The 25,304-nt window shown below is 53.1% G+C and carries 27 protein-coding genes, 1 tRNA gene and 3 pseudogenes; 16 read left to right on the forward strand and 15 right to left on the reverse strand.

Annotation, left to right across the window (positions count from 1 at the left end):
• From Q4A85_RS09965 to Q4A85_RS09990, 6 genes and pseudogenes are all read left to right on the forward strand, one after another.
• Positions 1-473: pseudogene (locus Q4A85_RS09965) on the forward strand (conjugal transfer protein TraL); the annotation flags it as partial.
• On the forward strand, positions 463-1,035 hold the full coding sequence (locus Q4A85_RS09970; RefSeq protein ID WP_303109955.1) for a hypothetical protein: 573 nt from the start codon (positions 463-465) through the stop codon (positions 1,033-1,035). The pseudogene Q4A85_RS09965 and the gene Q4A85_RS09970, both read left to right, overlap by 11 nt.
• Before the next feature lie 22 nt (positions 1,036-1,057).
• A complete protein-coding gene (locus Q4A85_RS09975) occupies positions 1,058-1,633 on the forward strand; it encodes a hypothetical protein (RefSeq protein ID WP_303109957.1) in 576 nt (191 codons plus the stop codon).
• 28 nt (positions 1,634-1,661) lie between these two features.
• Complete coding sequence (locus tag Q4A85_RS09980; protein WP_303109959.1) at positions 1,662-1,991, forward strand: hypothetical protein; 330 nt, start codon at positions 1,662-1,664, stop codon at positions 1,989-1,991.
• Positions 1,988-2,323 (forward strand): helix-turn-helix domain-containing protein, encoded by a 336-nt coding sequence (locus Q4A85_RS09985; RefSeq protein ID WP_303108141.1) that lies wholly within the window; start codon positions 1,988-1,990, stop codon positions 2,321-2,323. The genes Q4A85_RS09980 and Q4A85_RS09985 overlap by 4 nt, the downstream gene beginning before the upstream one ends.
• Positions 2,239-3,207: pseudogene (locus Q4A85_RS09990) on the forward strand (tyrosine-type recombinase/integrase); the annotation flags it as partial. The gene Q4A85_RS09985 and the pseudogene Q4A85_RS09990, both read left to right, overlap by 85 nt.
• Positions 3,208-3,269: 62 nt before the next feature.
• Here the strand turns inward: Q4A85_RS09990 and Q4A85_RS09995 are convergent.
• Positions 3,270-3,345: transfer RNA gene (locus Q4A85_RS09995), tRNA-Ile, on the reverse strand.
• Between the two features lie 93 nt (positions 3,346-3,438).
• Between Q4A85_RS09995 and Q4A85_RS10000 the strand changes: the two genes are divergently transcribed.
• The 8 genes from Q4A85_RS10000 (at position 3,439) to Q4A85_RS10035 (ending at position 7,756) form a co-directional block, all read left to right on the forward strand.
• Entirely contained in the window at positions 3,439-4,347 is a 909-nt protein-coding gene (locus Q4A85_RS10000) for a lysine exporter LysO family protein (RefSeq protein WP_303109960.1), read from the forward strand.
• A 459-nt stretch (positions 4,348-4,806) separates the two neighbouring features.
• Positions 4,807-5,667 (forward strand): SAM-dependent methyltransferase TehB, encoded by an 861-nt coding sequence (gene tehB, locus Q4A85_RS10005; RefSeq protein ID WP_303109962.1) that lies wholly within the window; start codon positions 4,807-4,809, stop codon positions 5,665-5,667.
• A gap of 95 nt (positions 5,668-5,762) precedes the next feature.
• On the forward strand, positions 5,763-5,888 hold the full coding sequence (locus Q4A85_RS10010) for a hypothetical protein (protein WP_303109964.1): 126 nt from the start codon (positions 5,763-5,765) through the stop codon (positions 5,886-5,888).
• A gap of 15 nt (positions 5,889-5,903) precedes the next feature.
• Positions 5,904-6,089, forward strand: coding sequence for a hypothetical protein (locus Q4A85_RS10015; protein WP_303109966.1), 186 nt, complete (start codon positions 5,904-5,906; stop codon positions 6,087-6,089).
• A gap of 13 nt (positions 6,090-6,102) precedes the next feature.
• The gene (locus Q4A85_RS10020; RefSeq protein WP_303109968.1) at positions 6,103-6,777 is read left to right on the forward strand and encodes a lytic transglycosylase domain-containing protein; all 675 of its coding nucleotides are present in this window, start codon (positions 6,103-6,105) and stop codon (positions 6,775-6,777) included.
• A gap of 58 nt (positions 6,778-6,835) precedes the next feature.
• Positions 6,836-7,330: a DUF2867 domain-containing protein gene (locus Q4A85_RS10025; protein WP_303109970.1), complete on the forward strand. Its 495-nt coding sequence runs from the start codon at positions 6,836-6,838 to the stop codon at positions 7,328-7,330.
• On the forward strand, positions 7,305-7,601 hold the full coding sequence (locus Q4A85_RS10030; protein WP_303109972.1) for a hypothetical protein: 297 nt from the start codon (positions 7,305-7,307) through the stop codon (positions 7,599-7,601). The genes Q4A85_RS10025 and Q4A85_RS10030 overlap by 26 nt, the downstream gene beginning before the upstream one ends.
• Positions 7,583-7,756 (forward strand): hypothetical protein, encoded by a 174-nt coding sequence (locus Q4A85_RS10035; protein ID WP_303109973.1) that lies wholly within the window; start codon positions 7,583-7,585, stop codon positions 7,754-7,756. Before Q4A85_RS10030 ends, Q4A85_RS10035 begins: the two co-directional genes overlap by 19 nt.
• Positions 7,757-7,833: 77 nt before the next feature.
• Here the strand turns inward: Q4A85_RS10035 and Q4A85_RS10040 are convergent, their stop codons facing one another.
• The 6 genes from Q4A85_RS10040 to Q4A85_RS10065 all read right to left on the reverse strand — a co-directional run bounded on the left by Q4A85_RS10040 (position 7,834) and on the right by Q4A85_RS10065 (position 13,764).
• Positions 7,834-8,682, reverse strand: a complete 849-nt coding sequence (locus Q4A85_RS10040; RefSeq protein WP_303109975.1) for a metal ABC transporter permease — start codon at positions 8,680-8,682, stop codon at positions 7,834-7,836.
• Complete coding sequence (locus tag Q4A85_RS10045) at positions 8,675-9,547, reverse strand: metal ABC transporter permease (RefSeq protein WP_303109977.1); 873 nt, start codon at positions 9,545-9,547, stop codon at positions 8,675-8,677. The genes Q4A85_RS10040 and Q4A85_RS10045 overlap by 8 nt, the downstream gene beginning before the upstream one ends.
• On the reverse strand, positions 9,547-10,458 hold the full coding sequence (locus Q4A85_RS10050) for an ATP-binding cassette domain-containing protein (RefSeq protein ID WP_303109979.1): 912 nt from the start codon (positions 10,456-10,458) through the stop codon (positions 9,547-9,549). The genes Q4A85_RS10045 and Q4A85_RS10050 overlap by 1 nt, the downstream gene beginning before the upstream one ends.
• A complete protein-coding gene (locus Q4A85_RS10055; RefSeq protein WP_303109981.1) occupies positions 10,458-11,348 on the reverse strand; it encodes a metal ABC transporter substrate-binding protein in 891 nt (296 codons plus the stop codon). Before Q4A85_RS10055 ends, Q4A85_RS10050 begins: the two co-directional genes overlap by 1 nt.
• 222 nt (positions 11,349-11,570) lie before the next feature.
• A complete protein-coding gene (gene truB, locus Q4A85_RS10060; protein ID WP_303109982.1) occupies positions 11,571-12,500 on the reverse strand; it encodes a tRNA pseudouridine(55) synthase TruB in 930 nt (309 codons plus the stop codon).
• Positions 12,501-12,780: 280 nt separating this feature from the next.
• Complete coding sequence (locus tag Q4A85_RS10065) at positions 12,781-13,764, reverse strand: FAD:protein FMN transferase (RefSeq protein ID WP_303109983.1); 984 nt, start codon at positions 13,762-13,764, stop codon at positions 12,781-12,783.
• 12 nt (positions 13,765-13,776) lie between these two features.
• On the opposite strand from Q4A85_RS10065, the gene Q4A85_RS10070 reads away from it, so the two are divergent.
• Positions 13,777-13,941 carry a hypothetical protein gene (locus Q4A85_RS10070; protein WP_303109984.1) on the forward strand — a complete coding sequence of 55 codons (165 nt, stop codon included), beginning with the start codon at positions 13,777-13,779 and terminating at the stop codon, positions 13,939-13,941.
• A 128-nt stretch (positions 13,942-14,069) separates the two neighbouring features.
• Here the strand turns inward: Q4A85_RS10070 and Q4A85_RS10075 are convergent.
• The 8 genes and pseudogenes from Q4A85_RS10075 to Q4A85_RS10110 form a co-directional block, all read right to left on the reverse strand.
• Positions 14,070-14,576, reverse strand: a pseudogene (locus Q4A85_RS10075) (nitrous oxide reductase accessory protein NosL); the annotation flags it as partial.
• A gap of 63 nt (positions 14,577-14,639) precedes the next feature.
• On the reverse strand, positions 14,640-14,837 hold the full coding sequence (locus Q4A85_RS10080) for a hypothetical protein (RefSeq protein WP_303109985.1): 198 nt from the start codon (positions 14,835-14,837) through the stop codon (positions 14,640-14,642).
• Entirely contained in the window at positions 14,779-15,168 is a 390-nt protein-coding gene (locus tag Q4A85_RS10085) for a hypothetical protein (RefSeq protein ID WP_303109987.1), read from the reverse strand. The genes Q4A85_RS10080 and Q4A85_RS10085 overlap by 59 nt, the downstream gene beginning before the upstream one ends.
• 82 nt (positions 15,169-15,250) lie before the next feature.
• Positions 15,251-16,081, reverse strand: coding sequence for an ABC transporter permease (locus Q4A85_RS10090; RefSeq protein ID WP_303109990.1), 831 nt, complete (start codon positions 16,079-16,081; stop codon positions 15,251-15,253).
• A 228-nt stretch (positions 16,082-16,309) separates the two neighbouring features.
• Positions 16,310-17,206 (reverse strand): ABC transporter ATP-binding protein, encoded by an 897-nt coding sequence (locus Q4A85_RS10095; protein WP_303109998.1) that lies wholly within the window; start codon positions 17,204-17,206, stop codon positions 16,310-16,312.
• A gap of 210 nt (positions 17,207-17,416) precedes the next feature.
• On the reverse strand, positions 17,417-18,712 hold the full coding sequence (locus Q4A85_RS10100; protein ID WP_303109992.1) for a nitrous oxide reductase family maturation protein NosD: 1,296 nt from the start codon (positions 18,710-18,712) through the stop codon (positions 17,417-17,419).
• 230 nt (positions 18,713-18,942) lie between these two features.
• Entirely contained in the window at positions 18,943-21,096 is a 2,154-nt protein-coding gene (nosZ, locus tag Q4A85_RS10105; RefSeq protein ID WP_303109994.1) for a TAT-dependent nitrous-oxide reductase, read from the reverse strand.
• Between the two features lie 243 nt (positions 21,097-21,339).
• Positions 21,340-23,592, reverse strand: coding sequence for a NosR/NirI family protein (locus Q4A85_RS10110; RefSeq protein ID WP_303110000.1), 2,253 nt, complete (start codon positions 23,590-23,592; stop codon positions 21,340-21,342).
• A gap of 590 nt (positions 23,593-24,182) precedes the next feature.
• Between Q4A85_RS10110 and Q4A85_RS10115 the strand changes: the two genes are divergently transcribed.
• On the forward strand, positions 24,183-25,067 hold the full coding sequence (locus tag Q4A85_RS10115; RefSeq protein WP_303109996.1) for a YoaK family protein: 885 nt from the start codon (positions 24,183-24,185) through the stop codon (positions 25,065-25,067).
• The last annotated feature ends 237 nt before the right edge of the window (positions 25,068-25,304 follow it).

Raw genomic sequence — 25,304 nt, forward strand, 5'->3', positions numbered from 1 at the left:
CAACTTTTGTTCCGCTTATGGCATATCTTGCCGAAGCAGATTTGATTCAAATTTTAATAGATAGCGGTGTTCGTGTAGTCATGCACGTCCCCATGAATGGTGGGCAAGCATTGAATGATTGCGTTAAAGGTTTGGCGCAAACGCTCAAAACCACAAAAGCCGATGTGGTTGTATGGCTCAATGACTTTAAGGGTGAAGTGCAAGATGGTGGCAAAGATTTTTTTAAGTTCAAAGTGTACGAAGCCAACAAGGCGCGCATTATCGGTGTCGTTCATATTCCAAATCGTGCCCCCGATACCTTTGGCAAAGATATTTATGACATGACAACAAACAATTTAACTTTTGCCGAAGCCTTAAATCATCACGATTTATTTAAATTGGCAGCACGCTCACGCTTAACTCGTGTACGAAACGAAGTATTTGCACAATTGGCTAAACTTCCCATAGGCAACCAACAAGATGATGCAAACTAATTCCATCATTCAACCCAACCGCCCACGCAAAATGACCCCACATCAAGATGATTGGGACAGCATGGGCGGTTTTGCCACAACGGCTACGCATAGCACCTTGCGCCCACAATGGCAGCCTGAAAGCGAAATCGCCCAGCTTCAAACCGAAGTGTTTGCCGCTACGGGCATCAAGGTAAGTGAAGACGACCCCATTCTTGCGGTGTTGGTTACGCAAAAACGCCACATCAAAGAGTACACCCAGCAATTGCAACAACAGCAAAACGAGCAACAGGAAATTTTTTTGACGCAATTCAAAATACAAGCGCAAGCTGTAACCCAAGCAGCAGAGAGCCTTGCTGAACAGAAACAATATTTGTTGGGTGAGATTATCCGCGCCAACGATGCTTATTTGCAGGATGCAGAAAACAAGCTGATGGGTTCGGTGGCAACCAAGATGCGTAATCAAGCCATTGAAGAGCAGGATGATTTTTTAGGCAGCCTGAAAAGGCTATTGATGATTTCAGGCTGCCTTTTCTTGTTGGCACAGCTCGTTTTATTGGGCGCATTCTTGTTGTTGAAGTGAATTAAGACAAAGTGAGCAAAACATGAAAATCACCACCAAAACCACCACACAAGGGCGACAGCTTATTTTTGAGCCAATCCAAAATGAATTGCCGTCTCATATTACAGACGGCATGAAATTTATTTCTTTTTTGATGTCGCTTCTATTGGTTTGGCTCACGCATGATTGGGCATACAGGAAGCTGCATAGTTTTCGTGGACAATCCAGCACCAATAAAATAGATATATTCATTGCCAGCATTATTGACCATATAACCAGCTATGGCGTTGCATTTTGGCTCTACTTCGTTATCAGTAGTTTCATTATTGAAGCAACCTATTTATTTTTCATAAAGAAACGTGCCATGCAAAACCCAGCACCCATCATCACCACGGTAAAGGTCAATCCCAGCTTCATTCCCCAAGCCCAAGATTACCCGCACTTTCGCTTAATCCCCATCGCCACAGATACAGGCACATACCATTGCCTGTATCTTTTTTTTGACCCACAAAGACGGATGCTGCTCGTAGCCCGCGCCAAACGCCACAGCATCATCAAACAACTGGCGCAGTGGAATGAACACGCATCGCTGACGATTTTTGAAACCATTGCCCGATAAGCCCAAGCCGATAGCAAAGGAAATCATTATGCAAACTCAACAAACGCCATTATCTGCCTACAAACAAGCCGTCCTTGACCAAATGCGCACCCCCATGCCCCATATTGAGCTTTACACCCTAGTGCGCATCATTCTAAACCGCGATATTCGGCGAGAAGTCCCCCGTATCTTTCAAGGCAAAGTAGATGATGAAATGCTGCAATGGGCGATAGATAACGCTGCGGGCGCATTGAAGAGAAACGATGGCAACAACACACTCGCGTGGGTGGATTTTTTAGCCAAGTCAGACCGTGAGAACGCTGAAATCATCTGCGAATACGTTGCGCAAAATAGTGATTGGTATGGGTATAACTCATGAACAGCCAAACCTACAACGTCGCCCAAGCCGCTGCCTATCTTAAATGCCACCCTGAAACGGTGCGCGAAATGATACGCAGCGGCAAATTACTCGCCGCAAAAATCGGACGCAGCTATTGCATCCACCAAGCCCATCTTGACGCATTGCTTGCCGAAGCTGAAAATCAATCCGTGCAGGCATTGGCTCGCAGCAGGAGTAAACAACAATGCCCATCTATCAACGAAAAAACGGTGTCTGGTACATTGACATTCGGACACCGAGCGGCAGCAGAATTAGACAATCTACTGGCACGCAAAACAAACAAGAAGCCCAAAGGCTGCACGATAAATTGAAATACGATTTATGGCAGCAAGAAAAGCTAGATAAAAAACCACCGAGATTGTGGGAAGAAGCCGCATTACGCTGGCTACATGAAAAACAGGAAAAGAAAAGCATTCAAAGCGATATTTATCGGCTGCGTGGACTTTCCATGTTTAAAGGCGTTTATCTACACCACTTAACGCGCGACTTTGTGATGCACAGCGTTGCAAAAACCATGCAAGGCAAAGCCAACGCCACCAAAAACCGCTATTTGGCTTTGGTGCGCGCCATACTCAACAAAGCCGCAAACGAATGGCTGTGGATAGATAACGCCCCAAAAATCACCCTATACCGCGAACCTAAACGCCGCATTCGCTGGCTCACCCCTGCCGAAGCCGAACGGCTTATCGCCGCTTTACCTGAATACATGGCGGATATGGCAATATTTAGCCTTGCCACAGGTTTGCGCCAAAGCAACGTTATCAATCTGCGCTGGCAACAGCTAGATTTGCAACGTGGTGTCGCATGGGTTGAAGCAAGTGAAAGCAAGTCGGGTAGGGCGATTGGCATCGCGCTCAATCAAACCGCCTTAGCCGTTATCCAAAAGCAAATGGGTAAACACAAAGCATATGTGTTTACCCACAGCAAAGGACGGCGGCTGCACAGCATCAGTTCTCGCATTTGGCGCAATGCCCTAGCCACCGCAGGCATCAGCGATTTTCGTTGGCATGACCTGCGGCACACTTGGGCAAGCTGGTTGGTGCAAAAAGGCGTTCCGCTCAACATTCTGCAAGAAATGGGCGGTTGGGAAAGCATAGAAATGGTGCAACGGTATGCCCACCTTGCGCCTGAACATCTGCATCGCCACGCGGCTTTGCTGGATGATTTGGCTTTCAATCAAGACACAAATTGGACACACGAAAATAATCCGCCAACCAAAGAAAAAAGCCTAAACGATTGTTTAGACTTTGAAAAATCTGGTGGGTCGGGTGGGGTTCGAACCCACGACCAAGGGATTATGAGTCCCCTGCTCTAACCCCTGAGCTACCAACCCGAGTTAGAAAAGGGCGGATTATAGGGGGTTTTCAGGCTGCCGACAAGCTGGCGGTGCAAAGCAGTATAATCGCCCATTTTGCAAGGAAGCTACATGGAAAGCCTTAAAACGCTTGCGCTGGTGCTCACGCCTATGTTTATCGGCTTTGCCATTCGCCTGCCCAAGCCGTATCTGAAAATGCTAGACCGCTTGCTTACTGGGCTGGTGTATCTCATCCTGCTGCTGATTGGCATCGGCTTGGCGCAAGTGGGCGGGCTGGTTGCGCGTTTGGCCGACATCGCGCTGCGCGTGGTGCTGCTGTTTACGCTGCTGATGGGGTGCAATCTTGCCGTGCTGTGTGCGTTTGACCGCTGCGTTCCGTGGCAACAGCGCAGGCAGGCGGAACACGGTGCGCAGCGCGGGGGCAGCATGGGCAGCATCAAGCAAGTGGCGGTGGTGTTGCTGGGCTTGGTCATTGGCAAACTGTTGCCACCTGCGCTCATGCCGCCTGATTTTGCGGCGACGGGCGCGTTGATGCTGTTGATTTTTGTGGTGGGGATGCAGTTGCGCGGCGGGGGCGTGGCGTTGCGCCAAGTGTTGCTGAATCGGCGCGGCTGGCAAACGGCGTTGCTGTTTATGCTTTCTTGCGCGGTTTCAGGCTGCCTATTTGCAGGGATGCAGCCTGAAATATCGTGGACGCAGGGTTTGGCGATGGCTTCGGGCTATGGTTGGTATTCGCTTTCGGGCATTGTGATGACCAGCGCGTATGGCGCGGAGTGGGGCAGCGTGGCGTTATTGAACGACTTGCTGCGCGAATTTTTTGCGCTGGTGGTTATCCCGCTGCTGATGCGGCGGTTTCCCAGCGCGGCGGTGGGCATAGGCGGCGCAACCAGTTTGGACGTTACCCTGCCTGTTATCCAGCAATCGGGCGGCTTGGCGGTGGTGCCGATGGCGATTAGCTTTGGGTTTATTGTGAATATTGTGTCGCCGATTTTGATGGTGGTTTTTTCGGCGATGAAGTAGGTTTTAGGCTGCCTTGGGGGATTAGGCAGCCTGAAAACCTTTTGTAGAATGTTTCCATCGGTTGCGTGTTTGCTAAAACCGCCTGCTGTTGCGCCCCATATTTTTTGACTGAATAGATTGAATTTCAGGCTGCCCCAACACATCAAGGCAGCCTGAAACGCATCCTACCCTTGCCACTCACCAAGGCAGCCTAAGAACCCGTATTCATTATTTGCATAGGCAGATTTGATGACATGAAAGCGCGGATACAAGGCAAAAAGCACAGCAAGGTTGTACACCTTGCGAGCATTTTTAACGCAGTAGCCGCGTTTTTAGGGCATTAAAGATGCCTATGGAAATAGTGAATACGGGTTATAAAAACCACACCCCCGCCGCCCACCACCCGCGCCCCTTTCGCAGCCAGCCAAAAAACCTATATAATTCATTTTTCTAAACAAACGCTCACTCAAAGCACACATCATGCAACTTATCGCCTACGCTTCCGCCCCCGAATGGAATCCATCCACCCTCCCCGCCGAGCTATTTGCAGGGCAGCGCGTGCCCGAACACACATGGGCGCAGTATCAAGTCCTATCAGGCAGCCTGAAAATCCGCGAGCTATCCGCGCAACACGACATCATCGCCGAACACGAACTTTGCGCCGCCAACCCCAGCGTGCAACTTGCGCCCAACAGCGAATACCAACTCGCCCAAGCCAGCGACAACGTGCGCGTGCAACTGGATTACTACACCACCGCCGCGCACTACATCCACCTGCGCTACGGGCTAACCGCCACCCACAGCGAAGTCATCCGCGCCGTAGAGCAACACCAAATCGCCCCCTGCAAAACGCTGGACATGGGCGCAGGGCAAGGGCGCAACGCGCTGTATCTCGCGCTGCAAGGCTTTGACGTAACCGCCGTGGACACCAATGCCAACGGTCTTGCCAACATCGCCCAAATCGCCTCCGAAGAGCAAATCCCCGCGCACACCGAGCTTTACGACCTAAACCAAGCCGCGCTGCAACACGACTACGGCTTTATCGTCTCCACCGTAACTTTTATGTTCCTAGAACGCGACCGCGTGCCCGCCATCATCGCCGATATGCAAGCGCACACCCAAAGCGGCGGCTACAACCTGATTGTCTGCGCGATGGATACGCCCGATTACCCCTGCCCCATGCCGTTCTCGTTCACCTTCCAAGAAAACGAACTGCGCGATTACTACGCAGGCTGGGAACTGCTTGACTACCGCGAAGAACTCGGCGCGATGCACGCCAAAGATGCCCACGGCAATCCCGTGCAGTTTAAATTTGTAAATATGTTGGCACGAAAGCCGTAGCCATTAAGGCAGCCTGAAAACTGTTTTTCACGTTTCAGGCTGCCTAATCGCTGTTCAGATTGTTGTAAACAGAAACGGTTAAAAAAACACACCCGATGGAGCGTCGGCGGCTCGCCGACATCTTGCCAAGCAGCACAGCCCTGTTGAATACGCCATTTATGGCGACGAGCCGTCGCCGCTTCATTTTAAATTTCAGGCTGCCTAACGTCATCGTTATTTGAATACTGGCAAACGCCATGATGCCCAATAGCGCAACACATAAAAGCAGCCTGAAACAGGCAAACCAACGCAAATCCATTTTCAGGCTGCCTAATCGCTGTTCAAAAATCTGTAAACAAACCGTATCACGCCCACACTCCAAAGGCAGCCTGAAACCGATAAACCACCACGCCCCCACTTTCAGGCTGCCCCCAACCCCTTAATCCCCACCCAACCATGCCCCTAACCCGCCGCCACTTCCTGCTCACCACCGCCGCCCTAGCCACCCCCGCCATCCTACACGCAGGCGCACAACGCGAAGAAACCCTGTCCGACGACGTAGCCAGCATCATGCGCCAATCCGTAGAAAACGCCAGCCCACCGCGCCTTGTGTTTGACCGCCCCGCCGAAGGGCAACGCTGGCTCAACGAAATGTCCGCTCGTCTCGCCCGCTTTATCGACAACGAACTCTACCGCCGCCGCCTGCTGGTGATGATTCAATACGAAGCCAGCCGCGCAGGGCTAGACCCGCAAATCATCCTTGGGCTGATAGAAGTAGAAAGCCGCTTTCGCCAATACGCCATCAGCAACGTTGGCGCAAAAGGGCTGATGCAAGTGATGCCCTTTTGGCAACGCTACATCGGCAACGACAGCCACAACCTATTTGATGTCCGCACCAACCTACGCTACGGCTGCACCATCCTGCGCCACTACGGCAACCTAGAAAACGGCAACCTAGTGCGCATGCTCGCCCGCTACAACGGCAGCCTAGGCAGCCTGAAATACCCTAACGCCGTGCTCGGCGCGTATGAACGCAACTGGCAATGGCAAAGCAGCGAACCGCAGCAACCACCACAACCACAGCCGCCCAGCCCCAGCCAACCCGCCAGCGTATCAGGCACAGCCGTGTAGCCGTGCTGCCAAAGGCAGCCTGAAACCCAGTTGACAAACAACCCCAAAAGGAAACCCCATGGCACAAGTCCACATCCCCAACCAAGCCCAGCTTATCGCCCCACAAATAGAATGCGACTGCCTTGACAGCACCCACGGCAAAGTGCTCAACGGCACCAACGCATGGGAAGCCTACGTCGCGCTCACATCCAAAACCCCCAAAACGTTCGCCATCGCCCTGCGCATTCGCAACGCCATTGCCCGCTTGCTCAAAGCCGAAGAAATCAGCGGCTTTGCAGACAAAAACCCCGACCGCGTGCCGCAAGCAGACGATTTTGTAGATTTCTTCCAAGTGGTCGGCGTAAACAACAGCCAGCTCGTGCTCACCAGCGAAAACGACGACCGCGCCATCATGCTCTCGCTAGACATCACCTGCCCCAGCCCCAGCGCCCCCCCCCACCCAGCTAGACGTTACCCTATCAGGGCAGGCATACAGCAAAACAGGGCATTTCCAACTGTTCTTTATGAACGTGTTTTACGGCTGGATTATGAAACAAATGCTTGCCAACATTAAAGACTACCAAAAATTCAACCCACCCAAACCCACCGAAAGTAAAAAATTTGACGACCCATTGGCAGGGCTTTTATGGAGAACATTAAGGCAGCCTGAAAACGCTTCGCTCGTTTTCAGGCTGTCTCAATCTTACCCATCTTCACACCCCATTTTCAGACTGCCTTTAATGGTTGCCAAACGCCTAAGGCAGCCTGAAAACCGTATTTCCCCCTTTTTCAGGCCGCCTATGGCGCATCAACAACTTGCTACCCAATGCCTATTGATGGCGTAATCCTGATTTCAGGCTGCCTTATCCGTTTAAACCCAAGGCAGCCTGAAACCAATACTTCCCGTTTCAGGCTGCCTTTCAACATTTTTTATTTTTTGCCAGAGCAGGCGTTTCGCCGCCTACCACGAGCAGGGGCAAGCCCCTGCACCCCACCGTAGCCCAGCCATCCGCTGTCCCATTCAGCCATCATAATAGGCAGCCTGAAACGTAAAACCCATTTTCAGGCTGCCTATTTCTATTCTCCCCCCGTTTCCACCGCCCCACCACCGCGCCATTTCGCCCACCACAACGCCAGCAAAAACACCCCCGCCTGCAACAGCACAATGCACGGCCCGGTTGCCGCGTTCAGGTGGTAGCTCAGCAGCGTGCCGAACACGCTGGTGAACCCCGAAGCCGCCAGCACCACCGCCAGCATACAGCCGAATCGTTTGGTAAGCAGAAAGGCGGTGATACCAGGCGAAATCAGCATCGCCACCACCAGCACCACGCCCGCCACCTGCATGGCGGTGATGATGGTGAGCGCGAGCAGAATCAGCAGCCCGTAATGCAGCCTGAAAGGCGACAAACCGCACACCCGCGCCTGCACGGGGTCAAAGCAATACAGCAGAAAATCGCGCCATTTCAGCAGGATAACCAGCACAATCGCCGCCGACACCGCCAGCGTGTGCCGCAGCTCCGCATCGCTCACGCCCAGCACGTTGCCAAATAAAATATGCGTTAAATGCTGGTCGGTTTGCACCTTGGTAAACAGCACCACGCCCAGCGCAAACATGCCCGAAAACACAATCCCCATCACCGTGTCTTCCTTCAAGCGGCTGTTGTTTTTCAGGTAGCCCACGCCCAGCGCGCACAGCAGCCCCGACACAAACGCGCCCACCGCCAGCGGAATGCCCGCCACAAACGCCAGCACAATGCCGGGCAGCACCGCGTGCGACACCGCATCGCCCATCAGCGACCAGCCTTTGAGCACCAAATAGCAAGACAGCAGCCCGCAGGTAACCGCCACAATCAACGCCGTCCATAGCGCGTTTTGCATAAATGGAAAGCTCAACGGCTCAGCAAACCAGTTAATCAGGCTACTCATGGCAGTACTCCCCGCATTCAGCGTTTTCAGGCTGCCTAAACAACCGTTGGCGGATTAGCCCGTATTTGGGCGCAAAGAAAAACGCCAGCAAAAACAGCGCGGTTTGCAGGCACACGATGATGCCGCCCGTTGCGCCGTCCAAAAAATAGCTGGCGTATGCGCCGATTGCGCTGGTGAACACGCCCAGCGCAATGGCAATCCACACCAGTTTGCCGAAGCGGTCGGTAAGCAGATAGGCGGTTGCACCGGGGGTGATGACCATCGCAATCACCAAAATCGCGCCCACCGTTTGCAGCGCAGCCACCACGCAGGCCGACAGCAGGCAGAAAAACAGCACCTTATAGCGCAGCGGCGACAAGCCCACCGCCACCGCCTGCGTTTCGTCAAAAAACACCAGCAGCAGGTTTTTCCAAGCAAACAGCATAAACAGTAAGCTCACGCCGATGATGATGGCTACCTGAAAAATATCTTCATCGGCAATGCCCAAAATATTGCCCAACACAATCTCCTGCACATTCACCGCAGTCGGGTTCACCGACACGATAAACAGCCCCAGCGCAAAAAACGTGGTGAAAATAAAGCCGATAATCGCCTCTTCTTTCAAATGCGTAACCGCGCGAATCCACAAAATAGACAACGCCGCCAAAATGCCCGACACAAACGCGCCCACCGAATACGGCAGCCCCAGCACGTAAGTAACCGCCACGCCGGGCACGACCGAATGCGACAGCGCATCGCCAATCAGCGACCAGCCTTTAAGCATCAGATACGCCGATAAAAACGCGCACATGCCGCCCACCGCCGCGCTAAACGCAATCGCTTTCACCATGTATTGATACGAAAACGGCTCTAACAGCAATTCCATTATGGCGTATCTCCGTTTTCAGGCTGCCTATTATTGGATTGTTTGGGCTGTTTGGCAGCGGGCGGGTCGTTTTTGGTTTGCCCGTAGAACACGGCGGGGCGTTCGTCATCGGTAATCACCGTGAGCGTGCGCGCGTCTTCGTCTTCGTGCAAATCGTTGCCCGCCAAATGGAAGTGGCGCAGCACGCCGCCGAAAGTTTGCTCCAAATTGAGCTGGTTAAACGTCTCCGCCGTGCTGCCCGCTGCGACTACGGTGCGGTTAATCATCACCACTTGGTCGCAAAAATCGGGCACCATGCCCAGATTGTGCGTGGATACCAAAATCAGATGCCCTTGCGCACGAAGCTGCCCGAGCAAATCCACAATCGCGTCTTCCGTTTTCACGTCCACGCCGGTAAACGGCTCGTCCAGCAAAATCACGCGGCTTTGCTGCGCCAGAGCGCGGGCAAGAAACACGCGCTTTTTCTGCCCGCCCGACAGCTCGCCGATTTGGCGGTGGGCAAGGTGGGCGATGTCCACGCGCTGCATCGCGTCTTGCACCTTTTGCTTGTCGCCCGCCTTGGGAATGCGCAGAAAATTCAGGTAGCCATACCGCCCCTGCATCACCACGTCATACACCGACACGGGAAACTGCCAATCCACTTCTTCGCTTTGCGGCACATAAGCAATCAGGTTTTGCTTCAACGCCTTGTCCACAGGCAAACCGCACAGGCGAATAAAACCCTGACGGGGTTTGAGCTGCCCCATCAGGCTTTTAAACAGGGTGGATTTGCCGCTGCCGTTCACGCCCACCAACGCGCACGTCATGCCGCCTTGCAATTCAAACGAAACATCGTGGATAGCGGTGTGCCCGTTGTTGTAGCGCACGGTAACGCCTTGCACGGCAATGGAAGCGGCAGCGGGGTGGTTCATTATTTTCCAAATCCTTTGGCAATGGTGGAAACGGTAACGTTGAGCAAATCAATGTAAGTGGGCACAGGGCCGTTTTTGGCGGAAAGCGAGTCCACATACAGCACGCCGCCGTATTTCGCCCCCGTTTCGCGGGCAACCTGCTTGGCAGGGCGGTCGGAAATGGTGCTTTCGCTAAACACCACAGGGATATGGTTTTGCCGCACGGTGTTAATCACTTTGCGAACCTGCTGCGGCGTGCCTTGCTGCTCGGCATTGATGGGCCACAGATACACTTCCTTGTAGCCGTAATCCCGCGCCAGATAGCTGAACGCGCCTTCGCTGGTTACCAAAAACCGCTGGTTTTGCGGCACTTGCATCAGCTTGGTCCGCAACGGCGCATCAAGCTGGCGGATTTTTTGCGCGTAGGCAGCCGCGTTGCGGGCGTACACCGCCGCGTTTTGCGGGTCGTATTTCACCAGCGCGTTTTTGATGTTTTCAATATAAATCAACGCGTTTTTCGGCGACATCCAAGCGTGCGGGTTGGGCGTGTTGCGATACGGCCCTTCGTGGATAGACATCGGCGCAATGCCCTGCGTTACCACCACAGCAGGCTTGTTGCGCACGTTTTGGAAAAAACGTTCAAACCAACGCTCCAAATTCAGCCCGTTCCACAAAACCAAATCGGCGGACTGGGCTTTGGCAATGTCTTGCGGCGTGGGCTGATAGTCGTGGATTTCCGCCCCCGGTTTGGTGATGGACTCCACCACAGCGGCATCGCCAGCCACATTCTGCGCGATGTCTTGGATAACGGTAAACGTGGTTACCACTTTGAACTTGGGTTTGGCATAGGCAGGCGCAGCGGCAAAGGCGACAGCGGCTGCCATGCAAAGGGCGGTGAAGAGTCGGCGCATTTTTTCTCCTTGTAGGTTTTGTTGGTATTCATGAAATACAGCCGCGCAGAAAGCGCGACTGGGGTGCTATGGTATAGCAAATAGCAATGATTATCAAACGTTAAATTTGATGTATGTTGAATAATGGCAAATGCCGAAGAATGGCTATTGGCGCACAAGGCAGCCTGAAAACGCTTCAAACTCGTTTTCAGGCTGCCTTGTGGTTTGACCGCTTGCCCTGCCCTATTCTACCGTTTGGCTGGTATTCATCAGCCGCAGGGCTTTCAGGATGCTGTGGTGGCTGAAATATTCTACCAGCCCGATAAACGCGCCGTTTTCGTGGTAGGCACGAAGCGGCGTGTTGCTTTTCAGGCTGCCTTGCGGGGCATAGGGGGCGGGTTGTCCGAAGCGGAGTTTGCGGGCGGTGGCGTGGTCTAGGTCTATGCGCGGCAGGTGTTGCACAAGGGCATCGCAGGGCAGGAGCAGGGCATCGCGTTCATCGTCGGTGCGCTCGGCAAGAGCGGCAAGGGTGTGGGTTTGGGCGATGTGAAAGCCTGCGGTAGCTGTGCGGCGCAGGGCGGTTAGGTGGGCGTAGGTGTGCAGTTGTTTGGCGATGCCTTCGGCTAAGGTGCGGATGTAAGTGCCTTTGCTGCATTGCACGGCGATGGTGGCGTGCGGTGGGGCGAAGTGTTGGATGGTGATTTGGCGGATTTGGATATCGCGGGGTTTGCGTTCAATGGTGATGCCTTGGCGGGCGTATTCGTAGAGTGGTTTGCCGTTGTGTTTGAGCGCGGAGAACATGGGGGGGACTTGACGGATGTTGCCTGTGAGCGCGGCGCAGGCAGCCTGAAATTCGCTTAGGCTGATGTCGCTGCGCCCTGTGGCGATGATGTCGCCTTCGGCATCGCCTGTGCTGCTGGCTGCGCCGAGTTGGAGCGTGGCGGTGTAGGCTTTGTCGGCATCTAAAAGGTATTGGGCGAATTTGGTGGCTTCGCCGAGACAGATGGGCAGCACGCCTGTGGCTAGGGGGTCTAGCACGCCTGTGTGCCCTGCTTTTTCGGCGCGATAGAGACGGCGGGCTTGTTGCAGGGCGGTGTTGCTGGATAGGTGTAGGGGTTTATCTAGGAGTAAAACGCCACTGATGGGGCGTTTGTTGGGTTTGAGTGGGGTCATGTTTGGATGGTGGGATAGGCAGCCTGAAATGTGGGGCAGTCAAAATAGACAGTACTTTGCTGGCGGTGCGTGGTAAAGCCACACACACTACGGATTGCGTTAGCGGTTTCAGGCTGCCTGTGCAGATGTTGTCATGTCAGTCGGCAAGCTGCTGATACTCCATTTATGGTTTTCAGGCTGCCTTTGGGGTGTGTGGTAATGGGCTGGTGCGGCTTAATTCGTTTTCAGGCTGCCTTTGAGTGGGCAAAAGGGTTTACAAGATGGTTTAAACCGCCCTGCCCTAGCCGTATTCTTTCACTTTGCCATCCAGCGCAATCACCCATGCTTTTACGTTTTTGCTTTGCTTAATGGCGTTTTGTATCACGTTTTCATCACTCACGGAAAAGGCGGTGGACAGGGCATCGGCAAGGGCGGCTTGGTTGGCGCGCACGCTGATGCTTTGGTAGCGCGGGTTGCTGTTGCCTGTTTTGGGGTTGAATAGGTGGGTGAATTTGCCGTCTTGGTCAAAGTGGGTGCCGTAGCCGCCTGATGTGGCAAGGGCTTGGTTGTCTAGGGGGATTTTGAACAGCGTGCCTTGTGGGTCTTTGGGGTCGCGCACGCTCACTTGCTCGGGGTATTGGTGGTGGGTGTCTAGGTGACGCAGTTCGCCAAGGTCTATTAGGGCGTGGGTGAGCCCTGCCTTTTCTAGCAGGGTGGCGATGCGGTCGGTGATGTAGCCTTGGGCGATGCCGTTTAGTGTGATGCCCATTTTGGGCTGGGTGAAGCGCACTTCGCGGTTGTTGAATTGGACGTGCTGAAAGCCGATGTGTTTGACGGCTTGGGCAAGATGGGGCGGCGGGGTTTTGCTGTTGGGGTGTTTGCTGAACCAGTCGGCGTAGAGATTCCACAGGGTTTGCACGGTGGGGTCAAACGCGCCTTGGGTGAGCTGGTGCACATAGCGGCTTTGGCTGAGCACGGCGAGCATATCGGGCGATGGGTTTTTCAGGCTGCCTGTGCGGTTGAGTTGTTTGATTTGGCTGTCGTCGCGGTATAGGCTGAATACTTTTTCTAGGCGGGCGACTTCGTCTAGGCTGCGTTTAATCAGGCTTTGGGCGATGGCGGGGTTGGGATGGTAGAGCCGCAGTTCCGCGCCTGAACCGAGTGCCACGCCTTGCCATAGAGTAGGCTTGATGGGGTCGCTGGCGGCTTGGCTGCGGGCAAGGGGCAGGAGCGCGCTGGCGGTGGTGGCGGCGGTGATGCGGATAAAGCGGCGGCGGGTGAGCATGGCGGGTGTCCTTTGGGGTGGATTGTGTTGGAATGGGTTTTCAGGCTGCATCAAATGGTTAGGCAGCCTGAAAACGTTTTACGCTGCGGCTGGGCGATGTGCTGCTGTTGCGCCGTGTATTTGTATTTTCAGGCTGCCTTTGCCCATGGCGGGATTAGGCAGCCTGAAAAAGGCTAATGGGCAACAGCATGGTTGTGCGCGTGCGCGGCGGGGGCGGACGATGCAGCAGGTGCGCTGGCGTTGCTGGCAGCGGCGGGCTGCGCTGGGTTGCCGGACTGCGCGGGTGCGCCAATCACGGGGTTGGCGTACACAAAGCTATCGGGCACGTCATCAAATTTCACGATGCGCCCGCCGTTTTTGGCAACAAACTCTTGGGCTTTTTCCATGTTGGAAAAGGGGATGGCATCTTGCGTGCCCATGCCGCCGATGTAGCGGCTTTCAATCACATAGTTGGCGGTGCGCGCATCTATCCATTTGGCGTTGGTGGTGATGGGTTTTTCCCAGTCTTCGGCGGTGGCATCGCTCATGTCGGTTACATAGATGGCGGCGATGTCTTTGGGCTCACCAGGGTGGCGCACAAAGTTGAAAATTTGGGTTACGGTGGAGAACCACAGCGGCTCGCTGGGCTTGCTTTCTAGGAAAATTTGCGCTTTGGGGCCGCTGTGCTCGGGCAGGTTCATGGTGCAGTAGTAGCCTTTGGCGGCATCGCTGATGGCTTGGGGCTGCGGTTTATCGGCGGCGGGGGCGTTGCTTTCTCCGCCGCAAGCGGCTAGGGCGGTGGCGAGCAATAGGGTGGTGAGAAGTTTTTTCATGGGGTTTCCTTGTGTGTGAACTGTTTTTCAGGCTGCCTGTGTGGCAAAGCTAACGCGGTCAGGTTATTTGAAGTCTTCCCAGTCTTCGGGGCGATATTTGGTGAAATGAGAAATGATGCCCATGTAGCCAAGGCACAGCAGGATGATGAAGCTGCCGATGCCGAAAATCCAGTCGTCCAAAAAATCTAAAAACGCAATGCGGTTAGAAAGCTCTATCAGCAGCGAGATAACGATGATGGTGCGCCATGCGTAGCGCGTCATGTGCCAGTAGTATCGCCGTCTGTCGCGTTGTTCTTGCCATCATTGTTGGATGGTTTGCCACATGATGATTTCCTTTTTCAGGCTGCCTTGGGGAGCTAGGGGCAGGTGTTATCGCCGCTGCAAGGCGGGCAGGATGGGCTGGGGTTGCAAGGGGCGGTGCTGCTGTCGGGCAGTATGGGGCGGGTGTAGCGGTGCGTGCTGGCGTGGAAAACGCTGGGGCGATTGGGATAGCGTTCGCCGTGCTTTTTGATGTGCCAAGCGATGTAAACGGCGTAAAGTAAAGCAGCAACGCGGCGGATAGGGCAAGCAGGATGATGAGTAATGTGGGCATTTTCAGGCTGCCTTTCGTAGGCGAGTGGATTGCAGTGTGGTTCGCGCTTGCATTACTTGGTTTTTGCTTTTCAGGCTGCCGCCTAAATCTGCCTGCGGCTAAACAGCCACGCCGCCAGCGCAAAGGGGACGATAATCCAGCCAATTTGCGAGGCAACCAGCAGCGTTTTGCTTAGCCCAATTTGCCCACTGATGCCCGCCATGCCTGAATACATGGCGGTGTTTTCAAAGCCTGTTAGGTTGAGCAGGCGATAGATGTCGGTGGGGTTGAAGAGTAGCACGTTTTCCAGCAGCTTGGCGGTGATGCGGTGTTTGCTGTCGGCAACCAAAATGCCCAGCAACGCCATATCAAAAATCACCACGAAAAACAACCACACGCCAATCGCCAGACCAGCCGCTGTGCCGCGCTCTTTCACTTTCGCGCTAATCAAATAGCCCAGCGACAAAAACGCCGCGCCCAACAAAATGCTGGCGGCAATCAGCAAGAAAAACGGCTTCCATGCGGCAGCCTGAAAACCGCCAAACTGCCATTGCAAAATCAAGCCCGCTGCGCCGTAGCCAATGGTGGTGGCAATGGCGAGCAACGCGGCGTGTCCCATAAATTTGCCCACCAAAATCTGCCAGCGCGAGATGGGATAGCTCAGCAGCAACGCCATCGTGCCGCGTTCAATTTCGCCGATAATCGCGTCATACGCCATCAGCATGGCAATCAGCGGCACAAGAAAAATGGATAGGCTGGATAGGCTGACCACGGTTACGGTGAGCGGGTCCACTTTCACGCTGCCTGTGGGCGTGCTGCCCATAAAGCCCAGCGCAAGTGCAAGGGCAAACATCAAAATGGTGGCGGCGAGCACCCAGCGGTTGCGCAAGTTATCGCGAATTTCTTTTTGGGCAATGATGAGTGTGGGAGACATGGGCTTCCTTTGTATGTTAATGGCGTTTCAGGCTGCCTTGGGGCGTAGCCTGTGTTTTAGAACCTGTATTCATTATTTCCATAGGCAGATTTTATGAAATAAAAGCGCGGATACAAGGCAAAAAGCGCAGTAAGGTTGGACACCTTGCGAGCATTTTTAACGCAGTAGCCACGTTTTTAGGGCATAAAAGATGTCTATGGAAATAGTGAATACAGGTTCTTATTATCGTTATACATCTTCACGTTTTAAAAACTCGGCATACACTTCGTCCAGCGTAGGCGTGTGGATGTCAATGGCGGTGATGTTGTCCAAGCTGCCCAATTCTTGCAATCGCGCGGCTTTTTCATCCGCTTGGCATTCGCTGATATAACGATTAGGGCAGCCTGAAACGCTGCACCAATGCGCGGGCAACGCCATTTCGCGGGCAAGGGTTACATCAATGCTCACAGGCAAGCCGCTTTGCACTTGCAATTCGTGCATATTGCCATCCGCCAGCTTTTTGCCGTTTTTCATTACCACCACGCGGTCGGCGTGTCCATCCAATTCGGTAAGTGCGTGGGTGCACAGCAGCACGGTCGCGCCTTGCGTTTTCAGCTCGTGCACAATTTGGTAGAACAACTGGCGCGAAGCAGGGTCTAGCCCCGTGGTGGGTTCGTCAAACAGCAGCACTTGCGGCGCGCCCAGCAAGGCTTGGGCAAGCGCAAGCCGTTGGCGCATCCCTTTGGAATACGCACCCACGCGCTTGCCTGCGGATTGGGCGATGCCCACGCGTTCCAGCAAAGCATGGTTGCCCTTGGTGTCCAAGCCTTTGAGCTTGGCGTAAAAATCCATTGTTTCTTTGCCTGTTAGGCTAGGATGCAGGGCAACGATTTCGGGCAAATAGCCAATTTTGCGGCGAATTTCGGCGGCGCGGCTGCCCGATACGTTCTCGCCAAACAGGGTTACGCTGCCCACAGTGGGGCGGATTAAGCCCAGTATCAATTTCATAATGGTGGATTTGCCTGCGCCGTTGTGCCCCGCCAAGCCCACGCATTCGCCTGCTTCTAGGGTTAAATCAACTTCGTTTACGGCTTTTTGCGTGCCGTATTGTTTGGTTACTTGGGATAAAACTAAATGTGCGCTCATGTGTGCGAATTCTCTGTTGCGGTTTTGTGTTAATGGTGTTTCAGGCTGCCTTATGCGGAGCAGATGGATGGCGATTTTGATGGCATGGCATACTGCGCGTCGGTGTTTCAATCCGCTTTACAGTTTTCAGGCTGCCTTTGGAATAGCGCATTTTAAGGGCTAAAAGGCAGCCTGAAAGTAAATTTACACGCCTATGCAATGTGTTAAGACTCACACCGTTTTGCGTTCGCGCGCCTTAATCTCACGCAAAATCAGCAAAGCAGGTGGCTCAGGCATCACCATCAGCGGACGGCTATCGGTCATCCCCCCTGGCATAATGGCGGGGAACTCTTTTTGCGCCCATTTCACAATGCTCACGGCGGGGCTGTTCATCAGCAAGCGGGCGGATGGCGCGCGCCATAGGATTTGGTCGGTGATGTTGTTGGGCTTGTATGCCGTGTCGGCAATGCCGTCGCCATCTAGGTCAAACGCGCTGTTGTCGCTCCAATAATTGCCTTTGCCACCGTCTGCCCAATCCATAAAGCGCGTGCCCACATATTTAATCTGGGTTTGGTTGTTCACAAACGCATTCTCGCGGATAACATTGCCTTCTGCCGCGCCCGAAAAATGGATGCCCATTTCGCAGCCTTCAAAATGGTTGTTGGTGAATTGGTTGTTGTTGGCGTTGTAGAGATACACGCACTTGGGCGATTTTTCCACCGCGTTGTCATCGATAATGGAATCGTTGGCGTAGTTGAGCATGATGCCTTGGTCTATGTTGTTATACGACACATTGTTGCGCAGCTTGATATTGGTGGAAAACATGATGGCATAGCCGATTTTGCTGTTGGATACCACGTTGTCTTCAATTTGGCTGTCGTTGGTGTACATATAATGCACGCCGTAGCGCAGGTCGTGGAAATGGTTGTGGCTAAACGTGTTGAAATTGCTGGCGTTGGAAAAAATGCCATCGCGCCCGTGCGAAATGTCGTTGTAGATGACTTTGGAATTGGGCGCGTTCCACACAGTTACGCCGTTGCCGCGCTCGTTTTCGCGCAATTCTTGGTTGCCGATGATGGTGTTGCGCTCCACCACCGCATTGGGCGCGCCCCAAAGATACACGCCCACAGAGTTATCCAAAATATTGTTTTCAACGATGTGGGCGGCATCGGCGGCTTTATCCAAAAAAATGCCTGCGTCCATATTGGGCAGGCTCATGCCTGATTTGGTTACGGTGATGTGTTTGATGGTTACATTGGGCGCGGCAACGGTGATGGTGCGCCCCGTGCGGTCGCCTTGGATGATGGCATCGCGCTTGTCGCCGCCTTCCAGCGTGAGCGGTTTGTTGATGATGATTTTGCCCTGATAATCGCCTGCAGCAAGGCGCAGCGTGTCGCCTGCTTGGGCTTGGTCAATCGCCGCTTGCAAATCCGCGCCCGCGCTAATTTGAACCACAGCAGCTTGGGCGGAAGCCGCCAGCCAAGGCACGGATAAAGCAAGGACGAGAAGAATGTGTGTTGGTTTCATGTTTGTGCGCGTTTTCAGGCTGCCCTGAAAGGGGGTGTTGTTTTAATGGGTAGGCAGCCTGAAAACCATAAGCCTGTTAGGTTTCAGGCTGCCTACCGATTAAAACATTCATCAAACACGTTTTCAGGCTGCCTGAAACCATGTTGATAAACGCGTTTCCCTATGCGGGAAAATAACCCATTCGGCCATCAAAATCTGATAGCCGAATGAGCCATAATCACATCAAGCGATTATTTTGCCGCAGATGCAGCAGATGCTTCGGCGGGTTTAGAAGCATCGGCAGGTTTAGATGCAGATGCTGCTGGGGCAGAAGCGGCTGCGGCAGATGCGCCTTCTGGGTGGAAGATGTTTACAGGCGTGCTGTTTTTGCTCAGCCCTTCTTCGCCCAAGAACGCTTCGCCTTTTTTGTGCACAATCATGCGACCAGACATTTCCATGTGCAAGGCGTGGCAGAACCATTGGCAGTAGTACCAGTAAACGCCCACGCGGTTGGCGGTAAAGGTAACGGAAGTGGTGGCTTGCGCACTGATTTCCATCGCGATGCCGTGTTCTTCCAAGGTGAAACCGTGGGTTAAGTCTTCAATGGTTTCCATATTGGTTACATACACGGTAACTTCGTCGCCTTCATACACTTCAAACGCAGGAATGCTGAACGCAGGCGCAATCGCCGTCATGTACACGCGAACTTTGTTGCCATCGCGGATAACGTTTTTGGCTTTTTCCAATTCCACGCCATCTTTTTTGGCTTGCTCAACCGCGTCTTCCCACATCCAAGGGTCTTTGCGATCCCAAGTTTTGTTGGGGTTGAGTTTGCTGGCCGCCACCAACATCAAATCGTGTGGCTCGGCGAAGGTTGGGTTGTCGTGTACCAATTTCATTTCATCGCCAGAGATGTCAATCAACTGGTCGCATTCGGCTTTCAACGGCCCAACGTTCAAGAAACGGTCTTTGGAGAATTTGTTCAAAGACACCAGCCATTTACCATCGGCTTCTTTGGTTTCGCCCATGGTAGTGTGGTTATGACCGGGTTGGTAGTGAACATCAATTTTTTGCACGATGTAGTCGTCTTTTTCGCTTTTTTCTGCGTAAGCCGCAATCGCTTTATCAATGTTCCATTTCACCATTTGGCTGTCAATAAACAAGGTGGTGTAGGCATTGCCACGACCGTCAAATGCTGTGTGGAGTGGGCCTAGACCCAGTTTAGGCTCGGCAACCACCACATCGCGCTCTTTGATTTTGCCTGCGAACAAATCATCCAATTTGCGCACATCCAACACGGTTACGGTTGGCGACAATTTGCCGTTGAGCATGATGTAGTTGCCATCGGGTGATGCGTTACAGCCGTGTGGCGAGTTGGGCACAGGGATATAGCGGGTGTATTTGCTTTTCGCTTGGAAGCGACCGTCTAGCACTTTTACGCCGTTGATTTCTTTGAAATCGCCCGCTTCAATGCCTGCTTCAATCGCTTTCAAGTCAAACACCACGCACCAGTCTTGCTCGTTGGCAGACGCTTCGGTTACGGTGCCGCCTTTTTCAGAGTTATAGCAAGTGGCGAAAGAGTATTTGCCTTGGTAGTCGGCATCGCCGTTATCCAAGTTACCATCCACCATCACTTGCCATGCGATTTCCATGGTTTCGCCGTTTAATGCGGTATAGACTGCCCAGTAGTTTTTAGCAGGGTCGTCTAACATGGTGCCGTTATTGGGTACGGGCACGATGTGCTCGCCGTTGGCAAAAACGTAGCCTGTTTTGGGGTAACGTTGTGGGCGCAAGCCGTGGATGCCTGATGCGTTGGGGATTTCGGTGATTTTGTCGGTTTTCATCACATCGCAACGGATGCGGCAAACGCGGTTGTTGGCTTTATCGTTGGCATACACATAGCGACCGTCATAAGTGCCATCAGTGAACGACATATGCGGGTGGTGCAAGTCGCCATTGGGGTAGCAAGGCATATTGGATTTTTTCAAAAATTCGCGTGTGCCTTCGGTTAAGCCTGCGTTCAAAATTTTGCGGCTTTCGTTGGTGCGCCCCCAGCCTGTTGCGCTGTCCATGTTGAACACGGGGATGCGAATCAATTCGCGCATAGATGGCACGCCGATAATGCGCATTTCACCTGATTGACCACCTGATAGGAAACCGTAGTATTGGTCTAGCTCGCCCGGGCCAACGTGGTAGTTCAAACCGCCTTCGGCGTTGGTGGTAGCGGCAACGGTTGCGCCAGATGCAGCGGGCGCAGCATTAGAAGCACCTGCGTGTGCAGCGGAAGCGGTTGTGTTGCCACCATTTTGTGCGCCACCAGAGCAAGCTGCCAAGCCCATCAAGCCAACGCCTGATGCAGCAGCAGTACCTAGAAATTTACGGCGACTGAGTTTATTGTCTGACATAGTTATAACTCCTAAAAGAGTGCTGGGTTAAATGGAAACAGGAGAGAGATGCCTGTTGTAGCTTTTCAGGCTGCCTTAGGGTCTGTTGACAATCAACATTTTGGTGGCTTTTTCGCCCTAAAATGGCATCTGCCGCGTTGAAAATACTTGCCTTGCATCTACCATTTTATGACGCAAAATCCACTTCAAAGTTGAATGTCAACAGCCCCTTGGGGTGCTGCATCAAGAGGCAGCCTGAAAATACTAATCCGCTTTTTTCGGATTCTTTACAAATTGCACAACCTGCTCTTGCGGTTCGCTTGGAGCTTGCTGCGCCGCCAATTCCGCTTTGGCAGCGGCTTGTTTGGCTTTTTTCTTATTGGTTGCCACCACTTGCGGGCAGCGTGTTTGGTGGTTATACATCACTTGGCAATGCAAGCATTGAATGCACTCGTTGGGGTTGATGTCGCCTTCGGGCGCAATCGCTTGCACAGGGCATTCGTGATTACAAATTTGGCAGGGGTTGCCACACATGGCATAACGGCGCAACCAGTCAAAAATACGCAATTTGGCGGGAATCGCCATCGCCGCGCCCAATGGGCAAAGATAGCGGCAGAAAAAGCGTTCAATAAACAGGCTGGCGATAACCAACGCCACCGCGAAAATCACGAAATACCACTCGCGCACAAAGTGCAAAATGATGGCGGTTTTAAAGGGTTCTACTTCGGCATATTTTTCGGCAGTACCTAAGTCGTATAACGATATACCAAAAAGTATCATAAAGATAACATATTTTAACGCAGTTAGGCGAGTATGAATGCCAAAAGGGACTAAATATTGTTTGATGCCGAATTTTTTGCCGATGGCGCAGGCGATTTCTTGCAACGCGCCAAATGGGCAAAGCCAGCCGCAGAACGCGCCGCGCCCCCAAAGCAGCATGCCGATGGCGGTGGCACTCCACAGCGTGTAGATGAAAGGGTCCATCAAGAAATAATCCCAGCTAAACCCTGTGATTAAGGATGAAGTGAATGTCATCACGTTGACAACAGAGAGCTGCGCGTGCAAGAACCAGCCCACATACACCAGCGTTACGGTTAAATAAGCCAAACGGAAGCGGTTGAAAAAGGTTTCGTGTTTAACCAGCGTGTCTTGGAAGAAGAACACGGCACTCAAAATCAGCAGCATCACAGCGATGGCGGCAACGTGGAAGCGTTTTTCCCACCACAGGCGTTTCCAAATCATGCGCTGCGGGTTGTCTTCCGCGCTGGCATCGGCGGTGGCGATGTCGCCAGCGGGTGCGCTTGCGCTGGCGGCTGTTGCATTGCCCGCCGCAGAAGCAGCCTGAACGGGCGCAGGCGCATCAATCACCACAGGCTCGCCGTTGGGGTCGTCCACGGTAAATGCTTTGGGCAGCAAGTAGTTCAAATCTACGGTAACAAACGCTTTGTTTTGCACGCTCACTTCGCGTTGCACCACCAGTTGCAAGTGCCACGGCTCGGCGGCATCCAGTTTTTCGTTTTCGGGAATCACAAACAGCGACACTTCTTTAAACTCGGGCGCGCCTGCGGCTTCCAAGCGCAGCAAGCGAGTGTGTTGCGCATCGGTGAAACGGAAACCGTTGTCGTTTTGCACCAGCTCAATGCGGTCAAAAATACCGCCGCGCACATAGCCCGAGCCTTTCCATGAATACACGCCTTCGCCTGCCACGATAATCGCGGCTTGATCGGGTTTCAGGCCGCCTTTAAGCCGCTCGTAGCCTTGTTCGCCCAATAGGCTTTTGCCGATGGATGGCTGCGAAACCACGGCGGTGTATAGGTTGATAAAGGTGTCTTCGGGATTGCCTGGTTCGGGTTTTTCGGCGGCGGCGGGGTTGTTTTGTTCCAGCATTTTGTTGGCTTCGCCGATGCTGATGTGCAGTTTAGCCACCGCGCCTTGGTCTAATAATTGTTGCCACGACAAGATGTCTTGCTTATCCATATTGGGCAAACGATGCGGGCGGGTTTGCACGGCGGTGCTGGCAGCGGCGGCGGGGGCTTTGCCGCTTTGTTTCGCCAGCTCAGCGGTGATAATCCGCGCGGAACGCACGATGCTGTCGCCAATCACCACCACGGTAACGGTTGCGCCTGTTACGATGGGCGATGGCGTTGCGCCTGCTTGCGGCGGATTTTTGGTGGGATTCATGCCGATGTAGCCGTCAATAAAGGCATCCACTTTGGAGCGCGGAATACCAATCAGCAAAATGGGCTCGTGGTGTTCCAGCATTTTCGCGCCTTTAACCGTGCCTTCGTTATCCAGCGCGACAATGGTGTCAATCGGTTTGCTGGAATAGCCGCGCGTGCTGACGACATCGGATGTGATGTACACCACGCCGACTTCTTTGTCGCCCTCGTACACTTTCGCCATCATGGGCTTGCCCTCGGGCTGCCCAAAGCGCGTGGCGTTGGGGAAGACATCGGCGGGTTTCACTTTGTTGATTAAATCAGGCAAACGCTCGGCCTGCGTGGGCGCAACAAGCATCAGCAGCGTGCACGCGGCAAGCAGAAAGAAGATGATTTTTTGATAGAAATGGTGTGCGGTTGAGACCATTGGGCGAGACATATTGGTTTGTCCTATTTGTAGTGATTTTATGGTGTTCGTAAATGGTGTTCGTAAACATTCACATTTTAGAAGCCTCCAAGGGTTGCTCATTTGACATAAATCAAATGAACAAATCTTTATAAACGTTATGACTTTGTGTGATTACGTTAAAAATGAGTAAAGATAATGGGTTTGATTCAAGAACCTGTATTCACTATTTGCATAGGTAGATTTGATGCCCTAAAAGCGCGGATACTAAGGCAAAAAGCACAGCAAGGTTGAACACCTTGCGAGCATTTTTAACACGGTAGCCGCGTTTTTAAGGCATTAAAGATGCCTATGAAAATGGTGAATACAGGTTCTAACTCTTTTGGTTGATGGCGCAATAGGCAGCCTAAAAACCGTGAGCATCAATAGATAGATGGCGTGAATTTTTTGCCACAATCGCCTGCCATTTTCAGGCTGCCTGCCTAATCCTCAGCTTAACCTTGTTATACTTGCCAGCTTTGTAACGCCCGCCCTATTCCATCATGCCACGCTCCAAACGCGCCCACCGGCGCATCATCAATCATCATCCTTTTTGGCAAGCCGATAAGCCGTATTTGCACGACCACACGATTACCGATGAGCGTTTTCGCCGCTTGGGCTACATGATGGCGTTTTCGGCGGGCGCGATTAACGCGGGCGGTTTTTTTGCGGTGGCGAGCTACACGTCGCACGTTACAGGCTCGCTTTCGCGCGTGGCGGACAGCATTGTGTTGTTTGAATGGCATACGGCTTTGGCGGCGTTGATGGGCGCGGTGTGTTTTTTGCTGGGCAGCATCACGGCAAATTTGACAATTCTTTGGGGCAAACGCCATCGCTTTCGCAGTTGCTATGGCTTGCCGCTGTGGATTGAAGCGATTTTGTTGCTGCTGTTTGCGGTGTTTGGCTTTGCGTTATCCCGCGTGGGCGCGGTGATGGTGCCGCCAACGTTTTTGCTGCTTTGCTACATTATGGGGATTCACAACGCGGTGATGAGCGTGCTATCAGGCAGCTTGATTCGGGCAACGCACATGACGGGCTCCACTACGGATTTGGGCATTGAGATTGCCAAGGCGTTGTATTACAGCAAACAAAGCCATCCCAAGCTGCCCGATGTGCAGATGAACCGCCCCAAGATGTATTTGCTGGTGGGGATGATTACTTGCTTTATTATCGGCGGCGTGATTGGGGCGTATGGCTATCGCAAGGTGGGGTTTTATTTTACGTTGCCTGTTGCGCTGCTACTGTTTCTGCTGGGTGCGGGGTCGGTGGGCTATGATGTGAAAATTCGGACGAAGCTGTGGCTGATTCATAAGATTCAGCAGCGAGAACGCCAGCGGCGCTTAGCGGAGCGGCAAAAGGCAAAAGATGATGCGGGTGCGGATAGTTAGGCAATCTAGGGCAGCCTGAAAATGGCGAGAAGCGTTTTGGCTTCGCAAAATCCATTTTCAGGCTGCCTGAGACCTTTGCAAAAAAGCCTTTCCTTCGACAGCCGAAACCCAAACACAGGTTTTCGGCTGTTTCCGCACCTAATTGCGCCTGATTTTACCCAAATCCCCCCTTAATCCTCCCAGGATACCTGATAATCAGGCATCCGGGCCGCCTTTTAGGCGGCAGTAGGCACACTT

The organism is Kingella sp. (in: b-proteobacteria) (assembly GCF_030527935.1).
Taxonomy (GTDB): Bacteria; Pseudomonadota; Gammaproteobacteria; order Burkholderiales; family Neisseriaceae; genus Kingella_B.

Excerpts from the sequence above, each read along its gene's own strand:
- Q4A85_RS09970 (WP_303109955.1), top strand. The coding sequence starts at position 463 with ATGCAAACTAATTCCATCATTCAACCCAACCGCCCACGCAAAATGACC.
- Q4A85_RS09975 (WP_303109957.1), top strand. The coding sequence starts at position 1,058 with ATGAAAATCACCACCAAAACCACCACACAAGGGCGACAGCTTATTTTT.
- Q4A85_RS09980 (WP_303109959.1), top strand. The coding sequence starts at position 1,662 with ATGCAAACTCAACAAACGCCATTATCTGCCTACAAACAAGCCGTCCTT.
- Q4A85_RS09985 (WP_303108141.1), top strand. The coding sequence starts at position 1,988 with ATGAACAGCCAAACCTACAACGTCGCCCAAGCCGCTGCCTATCTTAAA.
- Q4A85_RS10000 (WP_303109960.1), top strand. The coding sequence starts at position 3,439 with ATGGAAAGCCTTAAAACGCTTGCGCTGGTGCTCACGCCTATGTTTATC.
- tehB (WP_303109962.1), top strand. The coding sequence starts at position 4,807 with ATGCAACTTATCGCCTACGCTTCCGCCCCCGAATGGAATCCATCCACC.
- Q4A85_RS10010 (WP_303109964.1), top strand. The coding sequence starts at position 5,763 with ATGGAGCGTCGGCGGCTCGCCGACATCTTGCCAAGCAGCACAGCCCTG.
- Q4A85_RS10015 (WP_303109966.1), top strand. The coding sequence starts at position 5,904 with ATGATGCCCAATAGCGCAACACATAAAAGCAGCCTGAAACAGGCAAAC.
- Q4A85_RS10020 (WP_303109968.1), top strand. The coding sequence starts at position 6,103 with ATGCCCCTAACCCGCCGCCACTTCCTGCTCACCACCGCCGCCCTAGCC.
- Q4A85_RS10025 (WP_303109970.1), top strand. The coding sequence starts at position 6,836 with ATGGCACAAGTCCACATCCCCAACCAAGCCCAGCTTATCGCCCCACAA.
- Q4A85_RS10030 (WP_303109972.1), top strand. The coding sequence starts at position 7,305 with ATGAAACAAATGCTTGCCAACATTAAAGACTACCAAAAATTCAACCCA.
- Q4A85_RS10035 (WP_303109973.1), top strand. The coding sequence starts at position 7,583 with ATGCCTATTGATGGCGTAATCCTGATTTCAGGCTGCCTTATCCGTTTA.
- Q4A85_RS10040 (WP_303109975.1), bottom strand. The coding sequence starts at position 8,682 with ATGAGTAGCCTGATTAACTGGTTTGCTGAGCCGTTGAGCTTTCCATTT.
- Q4A85_RS10045 (WP_303109977.1), bottom strand. The coding sequence starts at position 9,547 with ATGGAATTGCTGTTAGAGCCGTTTTCGTATCAATACATGGTGAAAGCG.
- Q4A85_RS10050 (WP_303109979.1), bottom strand. The coding sequence starts at position 10,458 with ATGAACCACCCCGCTGCCGCTTCCATTGCCGTGCAAGGCGTTACCGTG.
- Q4A85_RS10055 (WP_303109981.1), bottom strand. The coding sequence starts at position 11,348 with ATGCGCCGACTCTTCACCGCCCTTTGCATGGCAGCCGCTGTCGCCTTT.
- truB (WP_303109982.1), bottom strand. The coding sequence starts at position 12,500 with ATGACCCCACTCAAACCCAACAAACGCCCCATCAGTGGCGTTTTACTC.
- Q4A85_RS10065 (WP_303109983.1), bottom strand. The coding sequence starts at position 13,764 with ATGCTCACCCGCCGCCGCTTTATCCGCATCACCGCCGCCACCACCGCC.
- Q4A85_RS10080 (WP_303109985.1), bottom strand. The coding sequence starts at position 14,837 with ATGACGCGCTACGCATGGCGCACCATCATCGTTATCTCGCTGCTGATA.
- Q4A85_RS10085 (WP_303109987.1), bottom strand. The coding sequence starts at position 15,168 with ATGCCCACATTACTCATCATCCTGCTTGCCCTATCCGCCGCGTTGCTG.
- Q4A85_RS10090 (WP_303109990.1), bottom strand. The coding sequence starts at position 16,081 with ATGTCTCCCACACTCATCATTGCCCAAAAAGAAATTCGCGATAACTTG.
- Q4A85_RS10095 (WP_303109998.1), bottom strand. The coding sequence starts at position 17,206 with ATGAGCGCACATTTAGTTTTATCCCAAGTAACCAAACAATACGGCACG.
- Q4A85_RS10100 (WP_303109992.1), bottom strand. The coding sequence starts at position 18,712 with ATGAAACCAACACACATTCTTCTCGTCCTTGCTTTATCCGTGCCTTGG.
- nosZ (WP_303109994.1), bottom strand. The coding sequence starts at position 21,096 with ATGTCAGACAATAAACTCAGTCGCCGTAAATTTCTAGGTACTGCTGCT.
- Q4A85_RS10110 (WP_303110000.1), bottom strand. The coding sequence starts at position 23,592 with ATGCTTGTTGCGCCCACGCAGGCCGAGCGTTTGCCTGATTTAATCAAC.
- Q4A85_RS10115 (WP_303109996.1), top strand. The coding sequence starts at position 24,183 with ATGCCACGCTCCAAACGCGCCCACCGGCGCATCATCAATCATCATCCT.